Source organism: Arthrobacter sp. NPDC056691, assembly GCF_042791415.1.
Taxonomy (GTDB): Bacteria; Actinomycetota; Actinomycetes; order Actinomycetales; family Micrococcaceae; genus Arthrobacter.
Window position 1 is genome coordinate 1 of record NZ_JBHTXX010000020.1, and the last position, 19,737, is coordinate 19,737.

The 19,737-nt window shown below is 66.0% G+C and carries 17 protein-coding genes and 1 pseudogene; 2 read left to right on the forward strand and 16 right to left on the reverse strand.

The window, feature by feature from the left end:
- Nucleotides 1–120 precede the first annotated feature (120 nt).
- Nucleotides 121–1,224: a LacI family DNA-binding transcriptional regulator gene (locus tag ACFRAU_RS15780; RefSeq protein WP_377996151.1), complete on the forward strand. Its 1,104-nt coding sequence runs from the start codon at nt 121–123 to the stop codon at nt 1,222–1,224.
- Between the two features lie 26 nt (nt 1,225–1,250).
- Here the strand turns inward: ACFRAU_RS15780 and ACFRAU_RS15785 are convergent, their stop codons facing one another.
- The 7 genes and pseudogenes from ACFRAU_RS15785 to ACFRAU_RS15815 all read right to left on the reverse strand — a co-directional run bounded on the left by ACFRAU_RS15785 (nt 1,251) and on the right by ACFRAU_RS15815 (nt 9,023).
- Nucleotides 1,251–2,693, reverse strand: coding sequence for a glycoside hydrolase family 32 protein (locus tag ACFRAU_RS15785; protein WP_378000629.1), 1,443 nt, complete (start codon nt 2,691–2,693; stop codon nt 1,251–1,253).
- 23 nt (nt 2,694–2,716) lie between these two features.
- A complete protein-coding gene (locus tag ACFRAU_RS15790; protein WP_377996149.1) occupies nt 2,717–3,619 on the reverse strand; it encodes a carbohydrate ABC transporter permease in 903 nt (300 codons plus the stop codon).
- Nucleotides 3,620–3,627: 8 nt separating this feature from the next.
- Complete coding sequence (locus ACFRAU_RS15795) at nt 3,628–4,584, reverse strand: carbohydrate ABC transporter permease (protein ID WP_377996148.1); 957 nt, start codon at nt 4,582–4,584, stop codon at nt 3,628–3,630.
- On the reverse strand, nt 4,581–6,002 hold the full coding sequence (locus ACFRAU_RS15800) for an extracellular solute-binding protein (protein WP_377996147.1): 1,422 nt from the start codon (nt 6,000–6,002) through the stop codon (nt 4,581–4,583). Before ACFRAU_RS15800 ends, ACFRAU_RS15795 begins: the two co-directional genes overlap by 4 nt.
- Before the next feature lie 396 nt (nt 6,003–6,398).
- A pseudogene (gene nrdR, locus ACFRAU_RS15805) lies at nt 6,399–6,875 on the reverse strand (transcriptional regulator NrdR); the annotation flags it as partial.
- Between the two features lie 122 nt (nt 6,876–6,997).
- A complete protein-coding gene (hisD, locus tag ACFRAU_RS15810; protein WP_378000630.1) occupies nt 6,998–8,374 on the reverse strand; it encodes a histidinol dehydrogenase in 1,377 nt (458 codons plus the stop codon).
- 55 nt (nt 8,375–8,429) lie between these two features.
- Nucleotides 8,430–9,023, reverse strand: a complete 594-nt coding sequence (locus ACFRAU_RS15815) for a hypothetical protein (RefSeq protein ID WP_378000631.1) — start codon at nt 9,021–9,023, stop codon at nt 8,430–8,432.
- 192 nt (nt 9,024–9,215) lie between these two features.
- Between ACFRAU_RS15815 and ACFRAU_RS15820 the strand changes: the two genes are divergently transcribed.
- Nucleotides 9,216–9,674, forward strand: coding sequence for a flavin reductase family protein (locus ACFRAU_RS15820; RefSeq protein WP_306926770.1), 459 nt, complete (start codon nt 9,216–9,218; stop codon nt 9,672–9,674).
- Nucleotides 9,675–9,740: 66 nt separating this feature from the next.
- On the opposite strand, the gene dnaE is transcribed toward ACFRAU_RS15820, so the two are convergent.
- The 9 genes from dnaE to ftsZ form a co-directional block, all read right to left on the reverse strand.
- On the reverse strand, nt 9,741–13,298 hold the full coding sequence (dnaE, locus tag ACFRAU_RS15825; protein WP_377996144.1) for a DNA polymerase III subunit alpha: 3,558 nt from the start codon (nt 13,296–13,298) through the stop codon (nt 9,741–9,743).
- Between the two features lie 52 nt (nt 13,299–13,350).
- Nucleotides 13,351–14,277: an RluA family pseudouridine synthase gene (locus tag ACFRAU_RS15830; protein WP_378000632.1), complete on the reverse strand. Its 927-nt coding sequence runs from the start codon at nt 14,275–14,277 to the stop codon at nt 13,351–13,353.
- Nucleotides 14,270–14,842: a signal peptidase II gene (gene lspA / locus ACFRAU_RS15835; protein WP_377996142.1), complete on the reverse strand. Its 573-nt coding sequence runs from the start codon at nt 14,840–14,842 to the stop codon at nt 14,270–14,272. Before lspA ends, ACFRAU_RS15830 begins: the two co-directional genes overlap by 8 nt.
- An 81-nt stretch (nt 14,843–14,923) precedes the next feature.
- Nucleotides 14,924–15,616: a DivIVA domain-containing protein gene (locus tag ACFRAU_RS15840; protein WP_377996141.1), complete on the reverse strand. Its 693-nt coding sequence runs from the start codon at nt 15,614–15,616 to the stop codon at nt 14,924–14,926.
- 166 nt (nt 15,617–15,782) lie between these two features.
- On the reverse strand, nt 15,783–16,070 hold the full coding sequence (locus tag ACFRAU_RS15845) for a YggT family protein (protein ID WP_377996140.1): 288 nt from the start codon (nt 16,068–16,070) through the stop codon (nt 15,783–15,785).
- 134 nt (nt 16,071–16,204) lie between these two features.
- The gene (locus tag ACFRAU_RS15850) at nt 16,205–16,735 is read right to left on the reverse strand and encodes a cell division protein SepF (protein WP_306922314.1); all 531 of its coding nucleotides are present in this window, start codon (nt 16,733–16,735) and stop codon (nt 16,205–16,207) included.
- A gap of 89 nt (nt 16,736–16,824) precedes the next feature.
- On the reverse strand, nt 16,825–17,562 hold the full coding sequence (locus ACFRAU_RS15855) for a YggS family pyridoxal phosphate-dependent enzyme (RefSeq protein ID WP_378000633.1): 738 nt from the start codon (nt 17,560–17,562) through the stop codon (nt 16,825–16,827).
- A complete protein-coding gene (locus ACFRAU_RS15860) occupies nt 17,555–18,301 on the reverse strand; it encodes a laccase domain-containing protein (RefSeq protein ID WP_378000634.1) in 747 nt (248 codons plus the stop codon). The genes ACFRAU_RS15855 and ACFRAU_RS15860 overlap by 8 nt, the downstream gene beginning before the upstream one ends.
- A 68-nt stretch (nt 18,302–18,369) precedes the next feature.
- Nucleotides 18,370–19,602, reverse strand: coding sequence for a cell division protein FtsZ (ftsZ, locus tag ACFRAU_RS15865; RefSeq protein WP_377996137.1), 1,233 nt, complete (start codon nt 19,600–19,602; stop codon nt 18,370–18,372).
- Nucleotides 19,603–19,737: the final 135 nt, after the last annotated feature.

Below are 19,737 nucleotides of genomic sequence, written 5' to 3' on the forward strand. Positions count from 1 at the left end.
GGGCGGCAGACCCCGTGTCTGCCGCCCTTCGGCGTTTGGACCGGCGCCGGTCACGATGTAGCTCACACGAGTTAGGTAGACTGCAGCAAAGCAGTAAACTGCCCATAAAAGGATCAGCCCATGAACCGCAAGGCCACCGCACTGGACGTCGCCAAGCTGGCGGGTGTCTCGCGCAGCGCTGTGTCGCTCGTGCTCAACGGGCGGGGCGACGGCAACGTGGCCCTCGAGAGCCAGCAGCGCATCCGGGAAGCCGCCGCCACCCTCAACTACTCGCCGAACAAGATTGCGCTGAGCCTGCGCAACCAGCAGTCGCGGGTCATCGGGATCGTGTCGGACCAGGTGGTCACCAGCCCGTTCGACGGCAACATCATCGCCGGTGCGGACGCCGTGGCCCGGTCGCACGGCTTTGTCACCGTGGTGATGGACACGGAGCTGGACGAGTCGCGCGACGAGAGCGCCGTGGAAACCCTGCTGGACCGCCAGGTGGACGGGCTGATGTACGTGACCGTGGGCCTGCGTCCCCTGCACGTGCCGCCGAACATGGCCCGGGTCCCGTCGATCCTGGCTAACTGTTTCGACGACCGCCCCGACGCCGGCCTGCCGGCAGTGATCCCGGACGAGGTCCGCGGCGGACGTGAAGCCGCCGGGCACGTGATGTCCCTCGGCCACCGGGACATCGCCTTCCTCGCCGGCGATTCCCTGACTCCCGCGGCGCCCCGGCGGATCGAGGGCTACCGCGAGGCCTTCAAGGCCGCAGGTCTGCCGGTGAACGAGGACCGGGTCCTCCAGGTGGGCTGGGACATCGACGCCGGTTTCCACGGCGCCATGAAGATGCTCGACGGCGTGGACCCGGCCATCCGCCCCACGGCGATCCTGTGCGCCAACGACCGACTGGCCATCGGCGTCGTGCTGGCCTGCTACCGGCTGGGGCTGAGCGTCCCGCAGGATGTCTCCGTCATGGGCTACGACGATGAATTCCGCGTCGCCAAGGCCATGGTCCCTGCCCTCACCACCATGGCCCTGCCGCTCCGGGAGATGGGCGCCGCCGCCATGACGTCACTGCTCGCCGAGGTGGGGTCCACACCCAACGGAAAGCACGACGACGGCGGCGCGGCTTCCAGCGCGGCTGCTGCCGACGCTGGACCCGTGGCCGCCGTCGAGACGATGGTTCCCTGCCGCCTGGTGGTCCGGGATTCCACCGGCCCCGTCCCCGCCGGGCGATAAATCCCGGCCGGCGGGCGCGTCAGGCGTCAGCCCTGGGCTGCGGGCTGTTCCAATGCCCAGACGTCCGCCGTTGCTCCTTCCGGAAGGCGCAGCTGCCATTCCTCGCCCGCAGCGGGGTACGCCCGCAGCGTCGTGGCCACAGAACCGGCCCGGTAGACCTCAACCAGCGAAGCATCCACGAAGACCCGCAGTTCCTCCCCCGGTTCGATGGTTCCGCTGAACACTGTCTGGCTGGTGCCGTCCCCCACGAGCAGGAGTTCGACGGCGGTGTCCCCGCCGCCGGCGCCACCAGTCACCACGGCTTCAGCAAACGCCGGCAGCACAGCGGTTCCTTCGGCCTGGCTGGCTGTCAGGGCGCCACGGTAGGCGTCGATTTCGGGGGCGGGGCTGACGGCAAGGGCGTTGTCCAGCACCGAGAGTTCACGCGGGAAAGTCAGGACCCCGGCCCAGCCGGCGGCGTCGATTTCGTCCTGGCCGCGGCCGCGGCGTCCGTCGCGGCCGGGGCCCTCATTGGCCCAGCCCCACAGCAGGGCCCGGTCTTCCAGCGCCACGACCTGGGGTGCATAGAAGTCACGGCCCAGGTCGGACTTCCCGCCACTGCGGGGGGTGAAGACCGGCAATCCTGTTTCAGGATCCTCGGTCAGCGAGCCGATCAGGTGGCCCACCCCGTTGGCGTGTTCGTGCGCGTCACCTGAGAGCCAGAGCGAGAACATCATCAGCCAGGTTCCGGCGTCGCGGGAGTCCGCGGCAGATTCGGTGGCATCCGGCACCCGCACCAGCTGCGGGCATTCCCAGATCTCTGCCGGCGTGAAATCGGCGGCCACCGCGTTCTCCGAGGTCAGCCAGATGCCCTGGTATTTCCAGTCCGACATGTCCTCCACCGTGTACAGGAGCAGTGCGGCGTGACCGTTGGCGAGACCGGCGCCCTGCATGGCGTACCGCTTGCCGTTGAACCGGAAGATGAACGGGTCGCGCACCGCCGTGACCTGCCCGTCGGCCGGCATCGAGGCCGCCACGTGGCCCGTCTGCTCCCAGTGGACCAGGTCCTCCGAGCCGCGGGCGATCACCACCTGTGAGTGGCCCCCATCGCCGCGGACGCCCGAGTACGCCGCGGTGGGAACACCGCCGTCGTCCGTCACCACACCCGTCCAGCATCCATACTCATCCGGGCCGCCGGACTGCGGTCGCAGCGCCACCGGGTGTTCCTCCCAGCGCACCAGGTCCGCGGAGCTCACGTGGCCCCAGGCGATTTCATGGTGCCGGGCGGAGTCCGGGTTGTACTGGAAGAAGACGTGGTACCGGCCGTTGAGGTGGCTGATGCCGTTGGGGTCGTTGATCCAGCCCTGCGCGGGACGTGGGTGGAACCGCGGGAAGGCGGCGTCGGGGTGGGCGGCAGCGACGTCGTCGAAGTGGACTGTGCTGGAGTGGACTGTTCTGATGTGGACGGCGGCGAGGTCCGGGGAGGGCATGGCGAAGCCTTTCGGTGAAGAGGTCATTTTCCGGTGCCGGCGGTGAGGCCGTCCTGAAGTGCGCGCTGGCCGAACATGAAGACCACCAGCGCCGGAATCATGGACAGGACCACGCCTGCAAGCACCACGGAGATGCTGCCGGTTCCCAGGTTGCCCTGGAGTGAGACGAGTCCCAGCGGGAGCGTGAAGTTTTGCTCGGAAATGGTCAGGATGAGCGGGCGGAAAAACTCGTTCCAGTGGAAGTTGAACGCGAGGATTCCCACAATCGCCAGGCCGGGCATCGCCAGCGGTGCATACACGGATCGGAAGGTCCGCCACGGCGAGGCGCCGTCGATCGAGGCAGCCTCGGCCAGTTCAGCGGGAAGCCCCATGAAGTACTGGCGCATCAGGAAGGTGCCGAACGCCGTCGGGATGGCCGGGAGGATCAGCGCCAGCAGCGTGTCGGAGAGGCCCATGCCGCGGATCAGCATGAAGACGGGCACAATCGTGACCTGCACCGGCACCATCATGGTGGCCAGCACGATCGAGAAGAGTGCGCCGCGGCCGCGGAACTTCAGATGCGCGAACGCATAGCCGGCCAGTGCCGCGGTGACCATCTGGCCCACCGCGATCAGCCCGGTCACCAGGGCGCTGTTGAGGACGAGCAGGAAAATATTCAGCTGCTGGAAGACCTCGCCATAGGACGTGAAGTCCGGGTTCCACGGAATGAACGACGGCGGCAGCTTGAAGGATTCCGACGGCGACCGCAGCGAGGTGGACAGGGTCCACATCACCGGGCCCAGCGTCAGGGCGGCCGCAAGCAGCAGCAGGGCGATGCGGAGGACGAAGTTCCAGCTGAACCTGCGCCGCCTGGGTGACGTTACAGGGAGGCCTTCGGAGAGCCGGGGGGAATGCCCAGCCAGGCCGTGGTCTGTTGTGGTTGTCATGGCTGGCCTCACTGGTAGAAGACGAATCGTTTGCTGAGCCGGAATTGCGCGGCCGTGATGGCCATGATGATCAGGGTGAGCAGCACGCCGATGGCGGACGCCTGACCGAATTCGAGGCGCTGGAAGGCCGACTCAAAGATGACCATGACGGCCGTGCGGGTGGAGTCGCCGGGCCCGCCGCGGGTCAGCACGTATGGCTGGTCGAACACCTGCAGGGCGCTGATGATGGCCATCACCGAGGCCACCAGCGTGGTGGGGCTCAGCAGGGGCAGCGTGACGTGCAGGTGCTTGCGCCAGCCTGTGGCGCCGTCGATCGATGCCGCTTCGTAGGTCTCCACGGGAATCGACGCCAGGCCGCCGATGAACAGCAGGAAGGAGAACCCGAAATTCTGCCACACGTAGACAAGAATCACGACGGCGGCCGACCCGCCCGGCGTGGTCAGCCACGGCACCGCGGGGATGCCCACGAGGGACAGGAACCAGTTGACCACGCCGAACTGTTCGTTGAAGAGGTACCGCATGAAGATCGACACCGAGGCAGCGGAGAGGATCAGCGGGAAGAAGAAGGCCGAGCGGAAGAACACGCGCAGCCAGGCGGGCATCTTCTCCTGCACCATGGTGGCCAGCGCCAGGGCCAGTCCCAGCTGCAGTGACACCGCCACCACCACGAACAGGATGGTGTTCAGGAACGAAACCCGCACCGTCGGATCCTGGACAACTTCGGAGAAGTTGTCGAAGCCCACGAAACTCGGCGCCGAGATGATGTCCCAGCGGAAGAAGGCAAGAACCACGGAGGCCACGATCGGGATCAGGGTGAACAGCCCCATGCCGAGGACGGTGGGGGCCAGGAAGATCCAGGCCAGCCAGCGCTGGCTGTGCCGGGCGTTGGATGCGGGTGCCTTGGCCCGAGCGGCCGGACCGGCGGCCTGCCTCGGCCGCTCCCGCGGCGGGGTGGTGGTGCTCATGACTGCCTCCTCAGGGCCAGTTCAAGGTCGCGCTGCATGGAGGCGAGTGCCTGCTTGAGCTGGCGTTCGTCGCCGCTGACAGCCAGTGAGACGTTCTTCATCAGTGCCGTTTCGACCGCGGCCTGCTGCGGCGGCGCCGGGATGGGGCCGGTGGTGGGGAACCGGTCCAGGGTGTCGTAGAAGACCTTCCAGTGGGCTGGTCCCTTGCCGGCGTAGAGCCGCTCGTTGACCATGGAGCGCCGTGCCGGTGTGGTGATCGGGTTGGGGAAGATCAGTTCCATCGCCTCGCGGCTGGAGCTGAACTTGATCCATTCCCAGGCGGCGTCCTTGTCCTTGGCGGTCTTCATGATCGCGTAGCCGGCGGTGCCGAACTGGTGGCGCTGGGTCTTCCAGCGCGGGAAGAACTGGACGTCGAAGGCGCTTTCGCCCATGCCGGCCTCATGCAGTCCCTCCACCCAGTACCCGCCCGCCGGTGTGGTTCCGATCCGGTTGGAGGCGAACAGACCAACGAGGGAGCTGCCGCCGCCCTCCTCCGGACGGACACCCAGCCCGTCCTTGACCAGGCCGCGGAGGTAGTCAAAGGACTCGAACACACGGTCGTCATTGGCGTTCGGCTCCAGCCACTGGTATCCGCCGGAACGGAGGCTGCGGGATGCGTCCTTGGCGTAGAAGCCGTCCCAGAGCCACTCCCCGCCGGTTGACCTGGTTTCCTTCAGGAAACTGGTGTCGTTCGCGTAGAGCCACGGCACCACGCCGCCGAAGAGCCGGTTGGTCCAGTAGTACGGGGTGAAGTCCGAAGTGCGGGCCTTGCGCATGGCGGCAAGGCTGTTGCGGAAGTCAATGTGGGTCCAGTCATCCGCGGGGCGGTCCAGCCCGGCCTGCGCGAATGCGGTGGTGTTGTAGTACATGTTGGCCGCGTTCCAGTCCATGGGGAGCTGGTACAGGCTGCCCTTGTACATGAACGCCTCCACTAGGCTGGGGTGGACGTCATCGAAGAACTCGGCCATGTCCGCGGCGTCGCGGCGCACGTATTCGTCGAGCGGGTGGGCGAGTTTTTCGGCGAACAGCTGGGCGCCTTCGGTGGCCACGTAGACCACATCCGGCGGCGTGCCCGCGGCCACCATGGTGAGGATCTTGGTGAAGAAGTCTTTCCAGTCGACGGCCTGGATGGCCTGGACTTTGACCTTGATCTCCGGGTGGAGGCGGGTGAAAGCGTCGATGGCGCGCTGGCGGGCGGCGGCGTCCGCGGCGGTGCCCATGATGGCGATGCTGAGGCTGTTGTCGCCGCGGCCCGGAATGTCGGTCCCGGAGAGACGCGGCCACGATGCAACCGTTGCTCCGATAATTCCCGCGCCGAGGGCACCCAAGGCGGTACGGCGGGTGATTTCCCGCAGGTGCCCGTTTGTGGCTCCGGTCATGTCATTTTCCTTCCTAACACGTGTTAGGAACTGTAGATGACCGACCTAACACGTGTCAAGCGTCACAATGCGTAGTGAGTAATTCGTACGGATGATTGCCAGCCCACATGACAGAAGCACCGGACAGAATTCTGTCCGGTGCTTCTGGTGTGCCTATATTTCGCATGAAAGCCGGCAGGACCTCTGCCTCTTTCGGCGTCTTCGCTGGAGCCGGTGGCGGCTGCGGCTTCCCCTCCGATGCCGCCACCGGAGACTTCATAGCGTGCTTTTCGCGGTGTTCTTTGCGTCCGTGTTCTTTGCGTCCGTGTTCTTTGAGTCCACGTTCTTTGCGTCCGGGCCTTTTGCCTGTGAGGCCTTGTCCTCGGCATTCCTGCCTTCGGCGCCCCTACCGTCGCCCCGGCGGGTTGCCGCGTCCCTGGCCTCGACATCGGACTCGTGCCGGAGCAGCGCAATAGCGGATTCGAAGTCCTCGAGTGATTCAAAGGCCTGGTAGACACTGGCGAACCGGAGGTACGCCACCTTGTCCAGCTTCTGCAGCGGCCCGAGAATGATCAGGCCAACCTCGTGGGCGTCGATTTCCGCCGCGCCGGAGGCCCGGATGTTCTCTTCGACTTCCTGCGCCAGCATGGCGAGGTCGTCCTCGCTCACGGGCCGGCCCTGGCATGCCTTGCGGACACCGTTGATGACCTTGCTGCGGCTGAAGGGCTCGCCCACGCCGGAGCGCTTGATCACGGACAGGCTGGTGGTTTCCACGGTGGTGAAGCGGCGGCCGCACTCGGGGCACTGCCGGCGGCGACGGATGGCGGACCCGTCGTCGGCCATCCGGCTGTCCACCACTCGCGAATCGGGGTTGCGGCAAAACGGACAGTACACGTATTTCCCTGCCCTTCCATACCCCTCGCCAAAGCTTCTTCCGCCACCAGTCTACGGCCACATATAGCCGAATAACAAGCCTGTAATTACTACATGTAGTGGCGGATGACTACATGTAGTGGTCATCGGCCTGCCTGGAACCGGACGGTGACCGCATCACCGTGTGCCGGGAGGTCTTCCGCGCCGGAGAGGCTGACGATGTGGCCGCTGACCTGCCCAAGCGCCGCCTCCGAGTAGTTGATCACCTGGATGGCGCGCAGGAACGTGGTCACGTTCAGCCCGGATGAGAAAGCCGCCGTGCCGCTCGTGGGAAGTACGTGGTTGGAGCCGGCGCAGTAGTCGCCGAGGCTGACCGGGCTGTAGTCGCCGACGAAAATGGCGCCCGCGTTCCGGATCCGCGCCGCCACAGCAGGGGCGTCCGCCGTCATGATCTCCAGGTGCTCCGCGGCGTAGGCGTCGCACGCCGCGATCCCCTGGTCGAGGTCGTCAACGAGCACCACGCCGGACTGCGGGCCGGAGAGCGCCTCGCGGACGCGCTGGCTGTGCTTGGTGGACGCGGCCTGCAACTCCAGTTCCTCCCGGACCTCCGCGGCGAGCTGGAGGGAATCCGTGATCAGGACGGAGGCGGCCTTCGGATCGTGCTCCGCCTGGCTGATCAGGTCGGCGGCTACGAAGGCAGGGCGGGCCGTGGAGTCCGCGAGGATGGCAATTTCCGTGGTGCCGGCCTCGGAGTCGATCCCCACCACGCCCTTGACGAGGCGCTTGGCCGTGGCCACGAAGATATTTCCGGGCCCGGTCACGACGTCGACGGGTTCCAGTGCGGGACTCCCTGATTCGCCGGGTACGCCGTAGGCGAAGGCGGCGATGGCCTGGGCTCCGCCGATGGCGTACACCTCGTCGATCCCCAGCAGCGCCGCAGCGGCCAGGATCGTGGGGTGCGGGAGGCCGCCAAAGTCCTTCTGCGGCGGCGAGGCGAGTGCAATCGACTCCACCCCTGCGGCCAGCGCCGGAACAACGTTCATGATCACCGAGGACGGGTAGACCGCCAGGCCGCCGGGCACGTACAGGCCCACGCGTGCCACGGGCACCCACTTCTGGCTCACCACTGCCCCGTCGCCCAGGGAGATGTCGACGTCGGCGGGGCGCTGCCCGTCCGCGAACCGGCGTGCACGGCTGATGGACTCTTCAAGCGCCGAGCGGACAGCGTGGTCCAGGCCGTCCAGGGCTGACTGCAGCGCCTCGGCCGGAACGCGCGGATGGGACTGCTCCACGCCGTCGAACGTGCGGGCGAAGTCCGCCAGGGCGGCGAAGCCGCGCGTGCGGACTGCCGCGATGATGTCGGTGACCTTCTGCTCGGCGTCTGCGACTGTCTGCTGCCGCGCCCGCGGCACCGCCTCGCGGAGTTCGGCCAGACTGAGGCTGCGGCCGCGCAGGTCAACGGTGCGGAAGTCGACGGCGGGGGTGTTCGGGCGTGCGGAGCTGTCCGGAGAAGTGGTCACCAGTACATTTTACGCACCGCGGTCCCGCGGCCCCGACGTCTGTTACCGCCCCCGGTTAGGGCCGCTGCTGCCACGCGCGGACGTCGCCGCCGTGGCCGTCGGGTTCCCGGTCCGCCTCCTGATCCACGGAGGCACGCAGGAGGCCGATGATGCGCAGAACGAAGAAACCTGCGGCGACAGCCGCGGGCCACAGGACGAGGACGGTCAGGGAACGCAGCGTGAAGGCGACGCTGGCGTTCGCCGACGTGTCCTGCGGAGCACCCAGCCAGCGGCCGGCCAGCACGCCGATCTGCCATGCGAGGACGGCAGCCACTGCGCTTGCGGCGACGGACAGCAGCAGCATCCGACGCGTCCCGCCGTCCCGCCGGCCTGCCAACAGCACGGCCACCAGGCAGCCCGCAAACACAAACAGTCCCGCCAGCACCAGATCCCGGGGCAGCCAGCCCTCGCTGTGGGTTCCGGACGACAGGGCGGAGTTTCCCGAAACGAGGTTTTGCCCGCCCGGAGCCAGGAGCCACCAGAGTAGCCCGGCCGGGATGCCGGCGCCGATGATTCCCGCCGCCCAGGCCCAACCCTTGCCGGGCCGGCGCAGGGCGCCCCGGGCCTCGTCGGAGGGGCGTATTGGAGGGACGGGCGCAGGCTGGGTCATGAAGAAACGTTAACAAATGTGGCCGTCAAATGTTGGCCGGCATTCCGCGCCACGTGCCTGCTGCCAAAGGAATGTCCCATCCGCCCGGAAGCCCCATAGTCTTGTACTAGAGACTCAATCGGAACGGATTCAGTAGGGAGATCGATTCCAGTGACCTCAGATGATGTTGCCTTCGAGGGCACGTTCAAAGAGATGTTCCGCCGGCACGCAGCGGGCGTGGCGATCATCACGGTGAACTATGACGGGGTCCCCTACGGTTTCACGGCAACCTCTGTTGCCTCGCTGTCCGCCAAACCGCCGCGCTTCACCTTCAACATGGCGCGCAGTTCCAGCTCGTGGCCTGCGGTGGCCAACACCGCGTATATCGGCGTGCACATGCTGGGGCTTGAGAACCAGGAGCTGGCCGACCGGTTCGCCCGCACCAAGGAACGTTTCGCCGGCGACCACTGGGCCCACGGGCCTTATGACGTGCCGGTACTCAAGGACGTGTCCGGCTGGCTGATCGGCAAGATCCAGATGCGCCTGTCCTTCGAGAACAATGCCGTCGTGGTGGTCGAAGTGGTGGAAGGGCAGGTTGGCGAGGACGGCTCGCCGCTGCTGTACCACTCCGGAACCTATGGGCAGCCCGTCCCGCTGGACTACGAAATCTAGGACCTGCAGAATCCCGACGACGGCGAAGCCAGGCGCCGGCGAAACCGGGCGCCGGCGAAGGGACGCCTAGGCGTCCAGGCAGGCCGGGCCCAGCAGCACCTTCAGGTCCCCGAACAGCGACGGGTTCGGATTCACCCTCAGGTGCACCGGAAGCGCCATGACCTCGATGCGGCTGTCGCCCTGCAGGTGCACCCGGACCTCGGAGTTGCCACGGTGGTTGCGCAGCACATCCCCCAGTTCCGTGACCACGGCCTCGGTGGCCTTGTGCGTTGGCATGGTGATCACCAGTGGCCCGTTGGTGCCCTGGCTAAGGTCCGGGACGGAGAGCTCCATGCAGTTCAGGGTCACGGCACCGTCGTCCCGGCGCTGCAGCCGGCCCTTGACCACCACGATCAGGTCCTCGGCGAGTACCGAGGCGATCGGCCCGTAGACCTGGCCGAAGAACATGACCTCCATGGAACCGCCGAGGTCCTCGATCTCTGCCCGGGCATAGGCGTTGCCGCTGGCCTTCGCGATCCGGCGGCTCAGCGAGGTGATCATGCCCGCGATGGTGACGATGGCGCCGTCGTGCGGCCCGTCCTCCGCGATGATCGAGGTGATGGACTGGTCGGCGTGCTGGCTCAGGACCCCTTCGAGGCCCTGCAGCGGGTGGTCTGAGACGTACAGGCCCAGCATGTCGCGCTCGAACGCAAGCTTGTCCTTCTTCTCCCATTCCGGCAGGTCCGGGATCTCGATGCTGAGCGATGACTCGGACTCGGCCTCGTCGAAGCCGGCAAAGAGATCGAACTGGCCGATGGCCTCGTTGCGTTTGAGGGTAATGACGGAATCGATGGCTTCTTCGTGGACCATGGCCAGCGCGCGGCGGTGGTGGCCCAGCGAGTCAAAGGCTCCGGCCTTGATCAGGGACTCGATGGTGCGCTTGTTGCACACCACGGCAGGCACCTTCATGAGGTAGTCCTTGAAGGAACCGTAGGCGCCTTCTTTTTCGCGGGCGGCCACCATCGCCTCGACGACGTTGACGCCGACGTTGCGGATGGCGCCCATGCCGAAGCGGATGTCCGCCCCGACCGGGGTGAAGTTCAGGGCCGACTCGTTGACGTCCGGCGGCAGCACCGTGATGCCCATGCGGCGGCATTCGTTGAGGTAGATCGCGGACTTGTCCTTGTCGTCGCCCACCGAGGTCAGCAGCGCGGCCATGTACTCCGGCGCGTAGTGCGCCTTCAGGTACGCCGTCCAGTACGAGATCACGCCGTACGCCGCCGAGTGCGCCTTGTTGAAGGCGTAGTCGGAGAAGGGCAACAGGATGTCCCACAGGGTCTTCACGGCCGCCATGGAGTAGCCGTTGTCCTGCATGCCCTGCGAGAAGCCGGCAAACTGCTTGTCCAGTTCGGACTTCTTCTTCTTACCCATGGCCCGGCGGAGAATGTCTGCCTGGCCCAGGGAGTAGCCGGCGAGCTTCTGCGCCACGGCCATAACCTGTTCCTGGTACACGATCAGTCCGAAGGTGCCGCCCAGAATGTCCTCCAGCGGCTCCGCCAGTTCCGGATGGATCGGGATGACGTCCTGGATCTTGTTCTTGCGCAGCGCGTAGTCGGTGTGCGCGTTGGCGCCCATGGGACCCGGTCGGTACAGCGCCAGCACGGCGGAGATGTCTTCGAAGTTGTCGGGCTTCATGAGCTTGAGCAGTGACCGCATAGGGCCGCCGTCGAGCTGGAAAACGCCCAGCGTGTCACCACGGGCCAGCAGGTCATAGGACGGCGCGTCATCCAGCTCCAGCGTTTCCAGATCAAGGTCGATGCCGCGGTTCATTTTGATGTTTTCCAGGGCATCGGAAATGATCGTCAGGTTTCGGAGCCCGAGGAAGTCCATCTTGATCAGGCCGAGGCCTTCGGACGTCGGGTAGTCGAACTGGGTGATGACCTGGCCGTCCTGGAAACGGCGCATGATCGGAATGACGTCGATGATGGGGTCCGAGGACATGATGACACCGGCCGCGTGCACGCCCCATTGGCGTTTCAGGCCCTCAATGCCCAGCGCGGTCTCGAAGACCTTGGCGGCCTCGGGGTCCGTGCTGATCAGCTGCCGGAAATCCCCCGCCTCGCTGTAGCGCTTGGCATCCTTGTTCTGAATGTCGGCAAGCGGAATATCCTTGGCCATCACGGCAGGCGGCAGGGCCTTGGTCAGCTGTTCGCCCATGCTGAAGGGGTAGCCCAGCACGCGGGAGGAGTCCTTCAGCGCCTGCTTGGTCTTGATGGTGCCGTAGGTGACGATCATCGCCACGCGTTCGTCGCCGTACTTGCGGGTCACGTAGTCGATGACCTCGGAACGGCGCCGGTCATCGAAGTCGACGTCGAAGTCAGGCATGGAGACACGGTCAGGGTTCAGGAACCGTTCGAAGATCAGGCCGTGCCGCAGCGGGTCAAGGTCGGTGATGCGCATGGCGTAGGCCACCATGGAACCTGCACCGGAGCCACGGCCCGGACCCACGCGGATGCCGTTGTTCTTGGCCCAGTTGATGAAGTCGGCGACCACGAGGAAGTAGCCGGGGAACCCCATCGAGGTGATGACGCCAAGCTCGTAGTCGGCCTGTTTGCGGACCTCGTCCGGGATCCCTGCCGGGTAGCGGTACTGGAGTCCCTTGTCGACTTCCTTGACGAGCCAGGACGTTTCGTCCTCACCCTCGGGGCAGGGGAACCGCGGCATGTAGTTGGCGCCGGTGTTGAAGGACACCTCGCAGCGCTCGGCAATCAGCAGCGTGTTGTCGCACGCCTCCGGGTGGTCGCGGAACAGTTCGCGCATTTCCTGCGGCGACTTCAGGTAGTAGCCGCTGCCGGAGAACGCGAAACGCGAACCGCCGTTGTCGTAGGTGGGTTCAAGGAGCGTCGAGCCGGACTGGATGGCCAGCAGGGCCTCGTGCGCCTTGGCGTCGTGCTCGTGGGTGTAGTGCAGGTCGTTGGTGGCAACGAGCGGGAGGTTCAGCTCCTTGGCCAGCCGCAGGAGGTCCCCGGTGACACGGCGTTCGATGTCCAGCCCGTGGTCCATGAGTTCGCAGAAATAGTTCTCCGCGCCGAAGATGTCCCGGAACTCAGCGGCGGCTTCCACTGCTTCGCGGTACTGGCCGAGCCGCAGCCGGGTCTGGACCTCGCCGGAGGGGCAGCCGGTGGTGGCGATGAGCCCTTCGGAGTACGTGTTCAGCAGCTCGCGGTCCAGCCGGGGCCACTTGCCGAAGACCGAATCCAGGGACGCGATCGAGGAGGCACGGAACAGGTTCCGCATGCCCACGTTGTTGTAGCTCAGCAGGGTCATGTGGGTGTAGGAGCCACCGCCGGAAACGTCGTCCTTGCGCTGGCTCTCTTCGCCCCAGCGGACGCGGCCCTTGTCGCCGCGCGCAGTCCCGGGAGTCACATACGCTTCGACGCCGATGATGGGCTTGATGCCCTTGTCGGTGGCCTTCCGCCAGAAGTCGAAGGCACCGAACAGGTAACCGTGGTCAGTGGTCGCCAGGGCTGGCATCCCCAGCCGCTCGGTTTCGTCGAACAGCTCGCCTAGCCTGGCGGCGCCGTCCAGCATCGAGTACTCGGTGTGGGTGTGGAGATGTACGAACGAGTCATTGCTGGAAGTCACCGGACCATTCTAGTGCCGACCCCCTGACAATTAATGCCGGCGTGCCGCAGGCTCAGGCCTTGCCCGTGCCCAGGACCTCCAGGGCGTAGGCGAGGTCCTCGGGGTACTCGCTGGTCACGGTGACGCGTTCGCCGGTACGCGGGTGGTCAAAACCGAGTTCACGGGCGTGCAGCCACTGGCGGGTCAGCCCGAGGGTGGCGGCGAGCCGGGGGTCTGCCCCGTAGGTGAGGTCGCCGGCACACGGATGGCGGAGCGCGGCGAAGTGGACCCGGATCTGGTGGGTCCTGCCGGTCTCCAGGTGCACCTCAACCAGCGTGGCCTTGCCGAATGCCTCAAGGACCTCGTAGTGCGTCACCGATGGCCTGCCATCCTCGATCACGGCGAAGCGCCAGTCGTGGCCGGGATGGCGGCCGATCGGGGCGTCGATGGTGCCCTGCAGGGGATCCGGCAGGCCCTGGACCACTGCATGGTAGACCTTGTCCACGGTGCGTTCCTTGAACGCCCGTTTGAGGGCGGTGTAGGCGGGTTCCGTCTTGGCCACCACCATGACTCCGGAGGTGCCGACGTCGAGGCGGTGGACGATGCCGGCGCGCTCGGCGGAGCCGGACGTGGAAATGCGGTAGCCGGCACCGGCGAGTCCGCCGACGACGGTGGGCCCCACCCAGCCGGGCGAGGGATGAGCCGCGACTCCCACCGGCTTGTCGACCACCACAAAGTCGTCGTCATCCAGCAGGATCTTCAGGCCTTCCACAACTTCCTCCACGACTTCAAGGGGATCCCGGCGCTCGGGGACGGTCACGTGCAGCACGGTGCCGGACGCCAGCTTGGCGGACTTCCCCACCGGTTTTCCGCCGCTGACGACGTTGCCTTCGGCTATCAGGGTTGCGGCGGACGAACGGGACATGCCCATCAGCTTGGCCAGGCCGGCGTCCACACGGGCCCCGTCCAGTTCCTCGGGAACCACCACCCGCTCAGACATTGTCGGTCCCGTTCCGCTTTTCGACGCTGTGGTGCGATCCGTCAAGGGCGATCCCGCGCAGCGTCAGCAGGCAGATGATGACCACGGAGGACACGACGGCGGAGTCGGCGATGTTGAAGATCGCAAAGTTGGGCAGCTGGATGAAGTCCACCACGTGCCCCATGCCGAAGGAAGGGTCCCGGAACAGCCGGTCCGTCAGGTTTCCCAGGGCGCCGCCGAACAGCAGCCCCAGCGCCAGCGCCCACCACGCGGATCCCAGCTTGCGGAGCTGGAACAGGATGGCGGCGGCGACCACCACCATGATGATCGTGAATACCCAGGTCACGTTCTCGCCGATGGAGAAGGCGGCACCGGAGTTGCGGATGTAGTACCAGTGCAGCAGCGGGGGCAGCACCGGGATCCGTTCGCCCTCCACCATGGTGCTGGTGACCCACAGCTTGGTGAGCTGATCGAAGACGTAGGCGAAAACTGCCAGCCCGGCGAACAGGGACAGCAGGACGGCGCGCCGTGGCCGCGGTGATGATGAAGCTGGGTGCGCTGCGTCAGCGGCAAGGTCGTCAGTCATGGTGCTTTCATTCGGGAACCGTCGTTAATGGCAAAAGCCGGTGGCCGAGGAATCCTCAGCCACCGGCCTTCAGAATACGTGCTAAACGGCGGCGCTGCTGCTTTCGCCAACCTCAGGGGCGGCAACGGAACCACGGGCGTCCAGGTCGCGCAGCTGGCCCTCGATGTAGGCCTTCAGGCGTGAGCGGTAGTCGCGTTCGAAGCCGCGGAGCTGCTCCACCTTGCGCTCGAGGACGGAACGCTGCTGCTCCAGTGCACCGAGGATCTTGCGGGACTTCTCCTGCGCGTCGTTGACCAGGCTGCTGGCTTCGATCTGTGCCTCAGCGATGATCTTGTCGCGCTGCTGCTGGCCCTCGGACACGTGGCGGTCGTGCATCTGCTGGGCCATGGCCAGCAGGCCGGCGGCGGACTCGGAGACGTTGCTGCTGGTGGCGGGTGCCTGGGCTGCAACGGGTGCTGCCTGCTCGGCTTCCTTCTTCTTGGCAGCCTCGGCGGCCTTCGCCTCGGCTTCGGCCTTCGCGCGCGCTTCGTCCTTCTCCGACTTGGACGGCGCGGGGACCTTCTCAACGACAGGGGCGACGGCGGAGGTGGCGGCCGGCGATCCGGAGCCGCCTTCGGCGAGCTTCTTGCGAAGTTCTTCGTTCTCCTGGTTCAGGCGCCGCAGTTCAACGACGATCTCGTCCAGGAAGTCGTCAACTTCGTCCTGGTCATAGCCTTCGCGGAACTTGGTCGGCTGAAAGCGCTTGTTGACAACGTCTTCTGGCGTCAAAGCCATCTGGTCACCTCGTTGGTCTAGTTCGTCAGGAGGCCTTCCGGCCGTCAAAACTACGGTACCTAAATTTGGTCTGGTTCCTCTAATTCAACACCGTGGCGTCAAACAAAAGGTCTTCTGCGCCGGGAATCCCTGCGGATCGGCCCCGGCGCGGCAAGCTGATATGAAGTTATGCAAATGACTTGGTGACCGCCATGGCAATGGTCAGGCCGATGAACAGGACCAGAAACCCGAGGTCCAGTGAGACGCCCCCCAGCCGCAGCGGCGGGATGAGGCGCCGCAGGACCTTCAGCGGCGGATCGGTCACCGAGTAGACCGCATGAGCCGCCACCAATGCTACCCCGCGAGGACGCCATTCCCGCGCGAACATCTGAACCCAGTCATAGACAAGGCGGACAATCAAAGCAACGAAGATGAACAGCAGGACGATATAGACGAGCCCGAATAGTATTCCCATGAGCTAACCCATTGTCTCCATGTTCATCGCGGGCACTTCGGTGCCCTGGGATTCCTGCCAGTTTGTGCTGCTCCCCTATTTCAGCACGGATGCCAGGCAGGTGCGTCCCTGCCTGGCATCCGGAGAGCCGTTTTTTAGCTTTGGTTGAAGAAACTGGCGGTGGCTTCGCTGGCTTTCTTGTCATCTCCGATGACTTCAACGTACGACGGCGACAGCAGGAAAACCTTGTTGGTCACGCGCTCGATGCTTCCGCGCAGACCGAAGACCAGGCCGGCGGAAAAGTCGACCAGCCGCTTTGCGTCTGCCTCCCCCATGTCCGTCACGTTCATGATGACGGGGATTCCGTCACGGAAGCTTTCGCCAATGAGCTTGGCGTCGTTGTAGGAGCGCGGGTGGATCGTGGTGATCTGCCGCAGTCCGGTGGTCTCTTCGCGGCTTGATGCCGCACGCTTGATGGGTGTCACGGGTGCGCGGTATTCCTCTTCGGCAGCTGGTGGCACTTCACGGGTGACCTCTCGGAGCGGCGCCGGCGCGCGGCGCTCTTCTCGGTCATGCTCCATTGAGTTGTCCTCGTCCTTTTGCTGGGTGGAAAGCTCAGACTCGTAGTGTTCATCGCCGTCGGCGAGCCCAAGATAGATCATTGTCTTGCGCAGAGCGCCAGCCATGGTCGACTCCTAATCGTGTCCGGAAGCGGGCCGCCCAAAGGTCAAGACAGCATTGGAATCCCCGCCATTCACTTCCAATACGACAGACGCTACCGCACGGCCGGGCGCGAACCGAGAATATCTGAGCCAATTCGGAGGTGTGTCGCACCGAATCTGACAGCTGACTCCAGGTCCTGGCTCATGCCGGCGGAAATCCCTGTGGCGCCGGGGAAATCCCGCCGCAGGGAACTCGAAATACCCAGCAGTTTTTCAAAGGCCCGGTCGGGATCCGCACCCAGCGGCGCCACCGCCATGACACCCGCCAGGCGAAGGCCGTCCGCGGCTTCGAGATGTTCCGCCAGCTGCGGTACCTCGTCGGGTGCCGCCCCGCCGCGGTGGGCTCCGGCGTCGTCCTCCAGGCTCACCTGGATGAAACAGTCCAGGGCGGCGCGGCCGTTCAGCTCCCGCTGGGCGGCCATGGCCCGCTCCAGGGCCGTCACGAGCTGGGATCGGTCCACCGAGTGAACGGCAGACGCGTACCGGACCACCGTCTTGGACTTCTTGCTCTGGAGCTGGCCCACGAAGTGCCAGGTCAGGTCCAGGGCCTCGAGTTCCTCGGCCTTCGCGGACGCCTCCTGGTCCCGGTTCTCCCCGAAGTCCCTGACGCCAAGCGCTGCCAGCCGGCGGACGTCGCCGGCGGGGTGGAACTTGCTGACCACGATCAGGCGCGGCGGATCCTCTTCGCGGCCGGCCGCCGCGGCGGCACGGCCTATGCGTTGCCGGACGGCGTCCAGGCGCTCCCGCAGCTGTAGTGTCCGGGCATCCCCGGCTGCCGGGCTGTCAGTCATGGGTCCACACCAGCCCGGCGAATCTGCCTGATTGTGAGTCGCGGCGGTAGGAAAACAAGGACTCGTTTTCAAGCGTGCAGGGTCCCCGGTATTCGATGCGAACGCCGAGTGCGTCGAGCTGGCTGGCGGCACCGGCGGGCAGGTCGAGCGCCGGCGTGCCCCATGTTGTGGTTGACCGCGTGGAAGGCAGGACGGCGGCGACCTCGTCGCGGAGTTCTGCGGGCACCTCGTAGCAGTTGCCGCAGACGGACGGACCGAGCCAGGCCCGGATATCCGTGGCGCCGGCGGCGCGCATTTCTTCCACCGCCGCCGGAATGACCCCGGAGAACAGGCCTGGGCGGCCGGCATGAACGGCGGCCAGCACGGCGCCGGCTGCCCCGTCGCCCACCAGGACCAGCGGAATGCAGTCCGCCACCATCACCGCAAGCGGCTTTCCGAGGGACACCAGCGCATCCGCCGTCGGCGCCGGCGGGGCAGGATCAGCTGCTGCGCCAGATTCAACGACTGCACGGGAATCAACAATTGCACCGGATTCAAGAACGAGGGACACATCGTTGCCGTGGATCTGGTTCATGTATTGGAATCTGCGCGGCGCGACGCCGGCGGCGCGCTCCAACCGGGCCCGGCGGCGCCTTACAGCGGCCGCATCGTCACCCACGTGCAGGGCGAGGTTGCCGGCATTCGTGTCGGTGAACGCCACGGACACCCCAGGCTGCACTTCAGCACGCCACAAAAACAATCGGAACTCCGGCTATCAGGCTCAGGAAACGGGACAGCGGCCGGGCGGATTGTCCGCCCGGCTGCCACCTACTTCAGGAAATCGGGGACGTCCAGATCGTCAGACCGGCTGCCGGTGAGGTCAGGCTCAACCACCGACGGAAGGTCGACGTCGAAACCCGAGTCAGCGGGGACGGCGGTCGGGCGCTGCTGCCCCCAGTTGCTGAGGCCTGCGGCGCCGACGCCGGCGTGCACGGGCTGGACGTGGACCTGCTGGCTGCCAGCGTGCGGCTGGCTCTGCGGGGCGGCCGCCGGCACGGCGGGGCGCTGCGGTGCAGCCTGAGGCTGCGACTGGTCCATGGAGGGCGAGGTGGCCTTGACGTCGTCGAAGCCGGCCGCGATGACGGTGACGCGGGCTTCGTCGCCCAGGGCGTCGTCGATGACCGCACCGAAGATGATGTTGGCCTCGGGGTGGGCCACTTCCTGCACCAGGCGCGCGGCTTCATTGATCTCGAACAGGCCAAGATCGGAGCCGCCCTGGATGGACAGCAGGACACCGTGGGCGCCGTCGATGCTGGCTTCCAGCAGCGGGGAGGCGATGGCGAGCTCGGCTGCCTTGACCGCGCGGTCCTCGCCGCGGGCGGAGCCGATGCCCATCAGTGCCGAGCCTGCGCCCTGCATGACGGACTTCACGTCGGCAAAGTCGAGGTTGATCAGGCCCGGCGTGGTGATGAGGTCCGTGATGCCCTGGACACCGGACAGCAGGACCTGGTCAGCGGAGCGGAAGGCGTCCAGGACGGAGACGTTGCGGTCGCTGATGGACAGCAGGCGGTCGTTGGGGATCACGATCAGGGTGTCCACCTCGTCGCGGAGGGCGTCGATGCCCGCCTCGGCGGAGCCTGCGCGGCGCCGTCCTTCGAAGGTGAACGGACGCGTGACAACACCGATGGTCAGGGCGCCAAGGGAGCGCGCAATGCGGGCAACGACCGGCGCGCCACCGGTTCCGGTGCCACCGCCTTCACCCGCGGTCACGAAGACCATGTCGGCACCGCGAAGGACTTCCTCGATCTCGTCAGCGTGGTCCTCGGCAGCCTGCTTGCCGACCTCCGGGTTGGCACCGGCACCCAGCCCGCGCGTCAGTTCGCGTCCGACGTCGAGCTTAACGTCGGCATCACTCATCAGCAGCGCCTGGGCATCGGTATTAATAGCTATGAATTCGACACCGCGGAGACCCACCTCGATCATGCGGTTGACTGCGTTCACGCCACCGCCGCCGATGCCGACGACCTTGATGACGGCCAAGTAATTCTGCGGAGCTGCCACGTTACGTGTCCCTTGTTAGTGTCCTATTGCGAAATCTGATGGAGTCGAGCTTGAAGCCCTGAACCTTAACCCTCCAGTTGAAGGTTATAGTTATGTCAAGTAACTCACGTCTGTGACGCTATTTCCTATGCTGGC

Bases quoted from the DNA above. Each gene is read 5' to 3' on its own strand.
- ACFRAU_RS15820 (WP_306926770.1), top strand. From the start codon at position 9,216: ATGTTCCGCCGGCACGCAGCGGGCGTGGCGATCATCACGGTGAACTAT.
- lspA (WP_377996142.1), bottom strand. From the start codon at position 14,842: ATGACTGACGACCTTGCCGCTGACGCAGCGCACCCAGCTTCATCATCA.
- ACFRAU_RS15840 (WP_377996141.1), bottom strand. From the start codon at position 15,616: ATGGCTTTGACGCCAGAAGACGTTGTCAACAAGCGCTTTCAGCCGACC.
- ACFRAU_RS15780 (WP_377996151.1), top strand. From the start codon at position 121: ATGAACCGCAAGGCCACCGCACTGGACGTCGCCAAGCTGGCGGGTGTC.
- ACFRAU_RS15830 (WP_378000632.1), bottom strand. From the start codon at position 14,277: ATGTCTGAGCGGGTGGTGGTTCCCGAGGAACTGGACGGGGCCCGTGTG.
- ACFRAU_RS15850 (WP_306922314.1), bottom strand. From the start codon at position 16,735: ATGGCTGGCGCTCTGCGCAAGACAATGATCTATCTTGGGCTCGCCGAC.
- ACFRAU_RS15795 (WP_377996148.1), bottom strand. From the start codon at position 4,584: ATGAGCACCACCACCCCGCCGCGGGAGCGGCCGAGGCAGGCCGCCGGT.
- ACFRAU_RS15785 (WP_378000629.1), bottom strand. From the start codon at position 2,693: ATGCCCTCCCCGGACCTCGCCGCCGTCCACATCAGAACAGTCCACTCC.
- ACFRAU_RS15800 (WP_377996147.1), bottom strand. From the start codon at position 6,002: ATGACCGGAGCCACAAACGGGCACCTGCGGGAAATCACCCGCCGTACC.
- ACFRAU_RS15790 (WP_377996149.1), bottom strand. From the start codon at position 3,619: ATGACAACCACAACAGACCACGGCCTGGCTGGGCATTCCCCCCGGCTC.
- ACFRAU_RS15855 (WP_378000633.1), bottom strand. From the start codon at position 17,562: ATGACTGACAGCCCGGCAGCCGGGGATGCCCGGACACTACAGCTGCGG.
- ACFRAU_RS15815 (WP_378000631.1), bottom strand. From the start codon at position 9,023: ATGACCCAGCCTGCGCCCGTCCCTCCAATACGCCCCTCCGACGAGGCC.
- ACFRAU_RS15845 (WP_377996140.1), bottom strand. From the start codon at position 16,070: ATGGGAATACTATTCGGGCTCGTCTATATCGTCCTGCTGTTCATCTTC.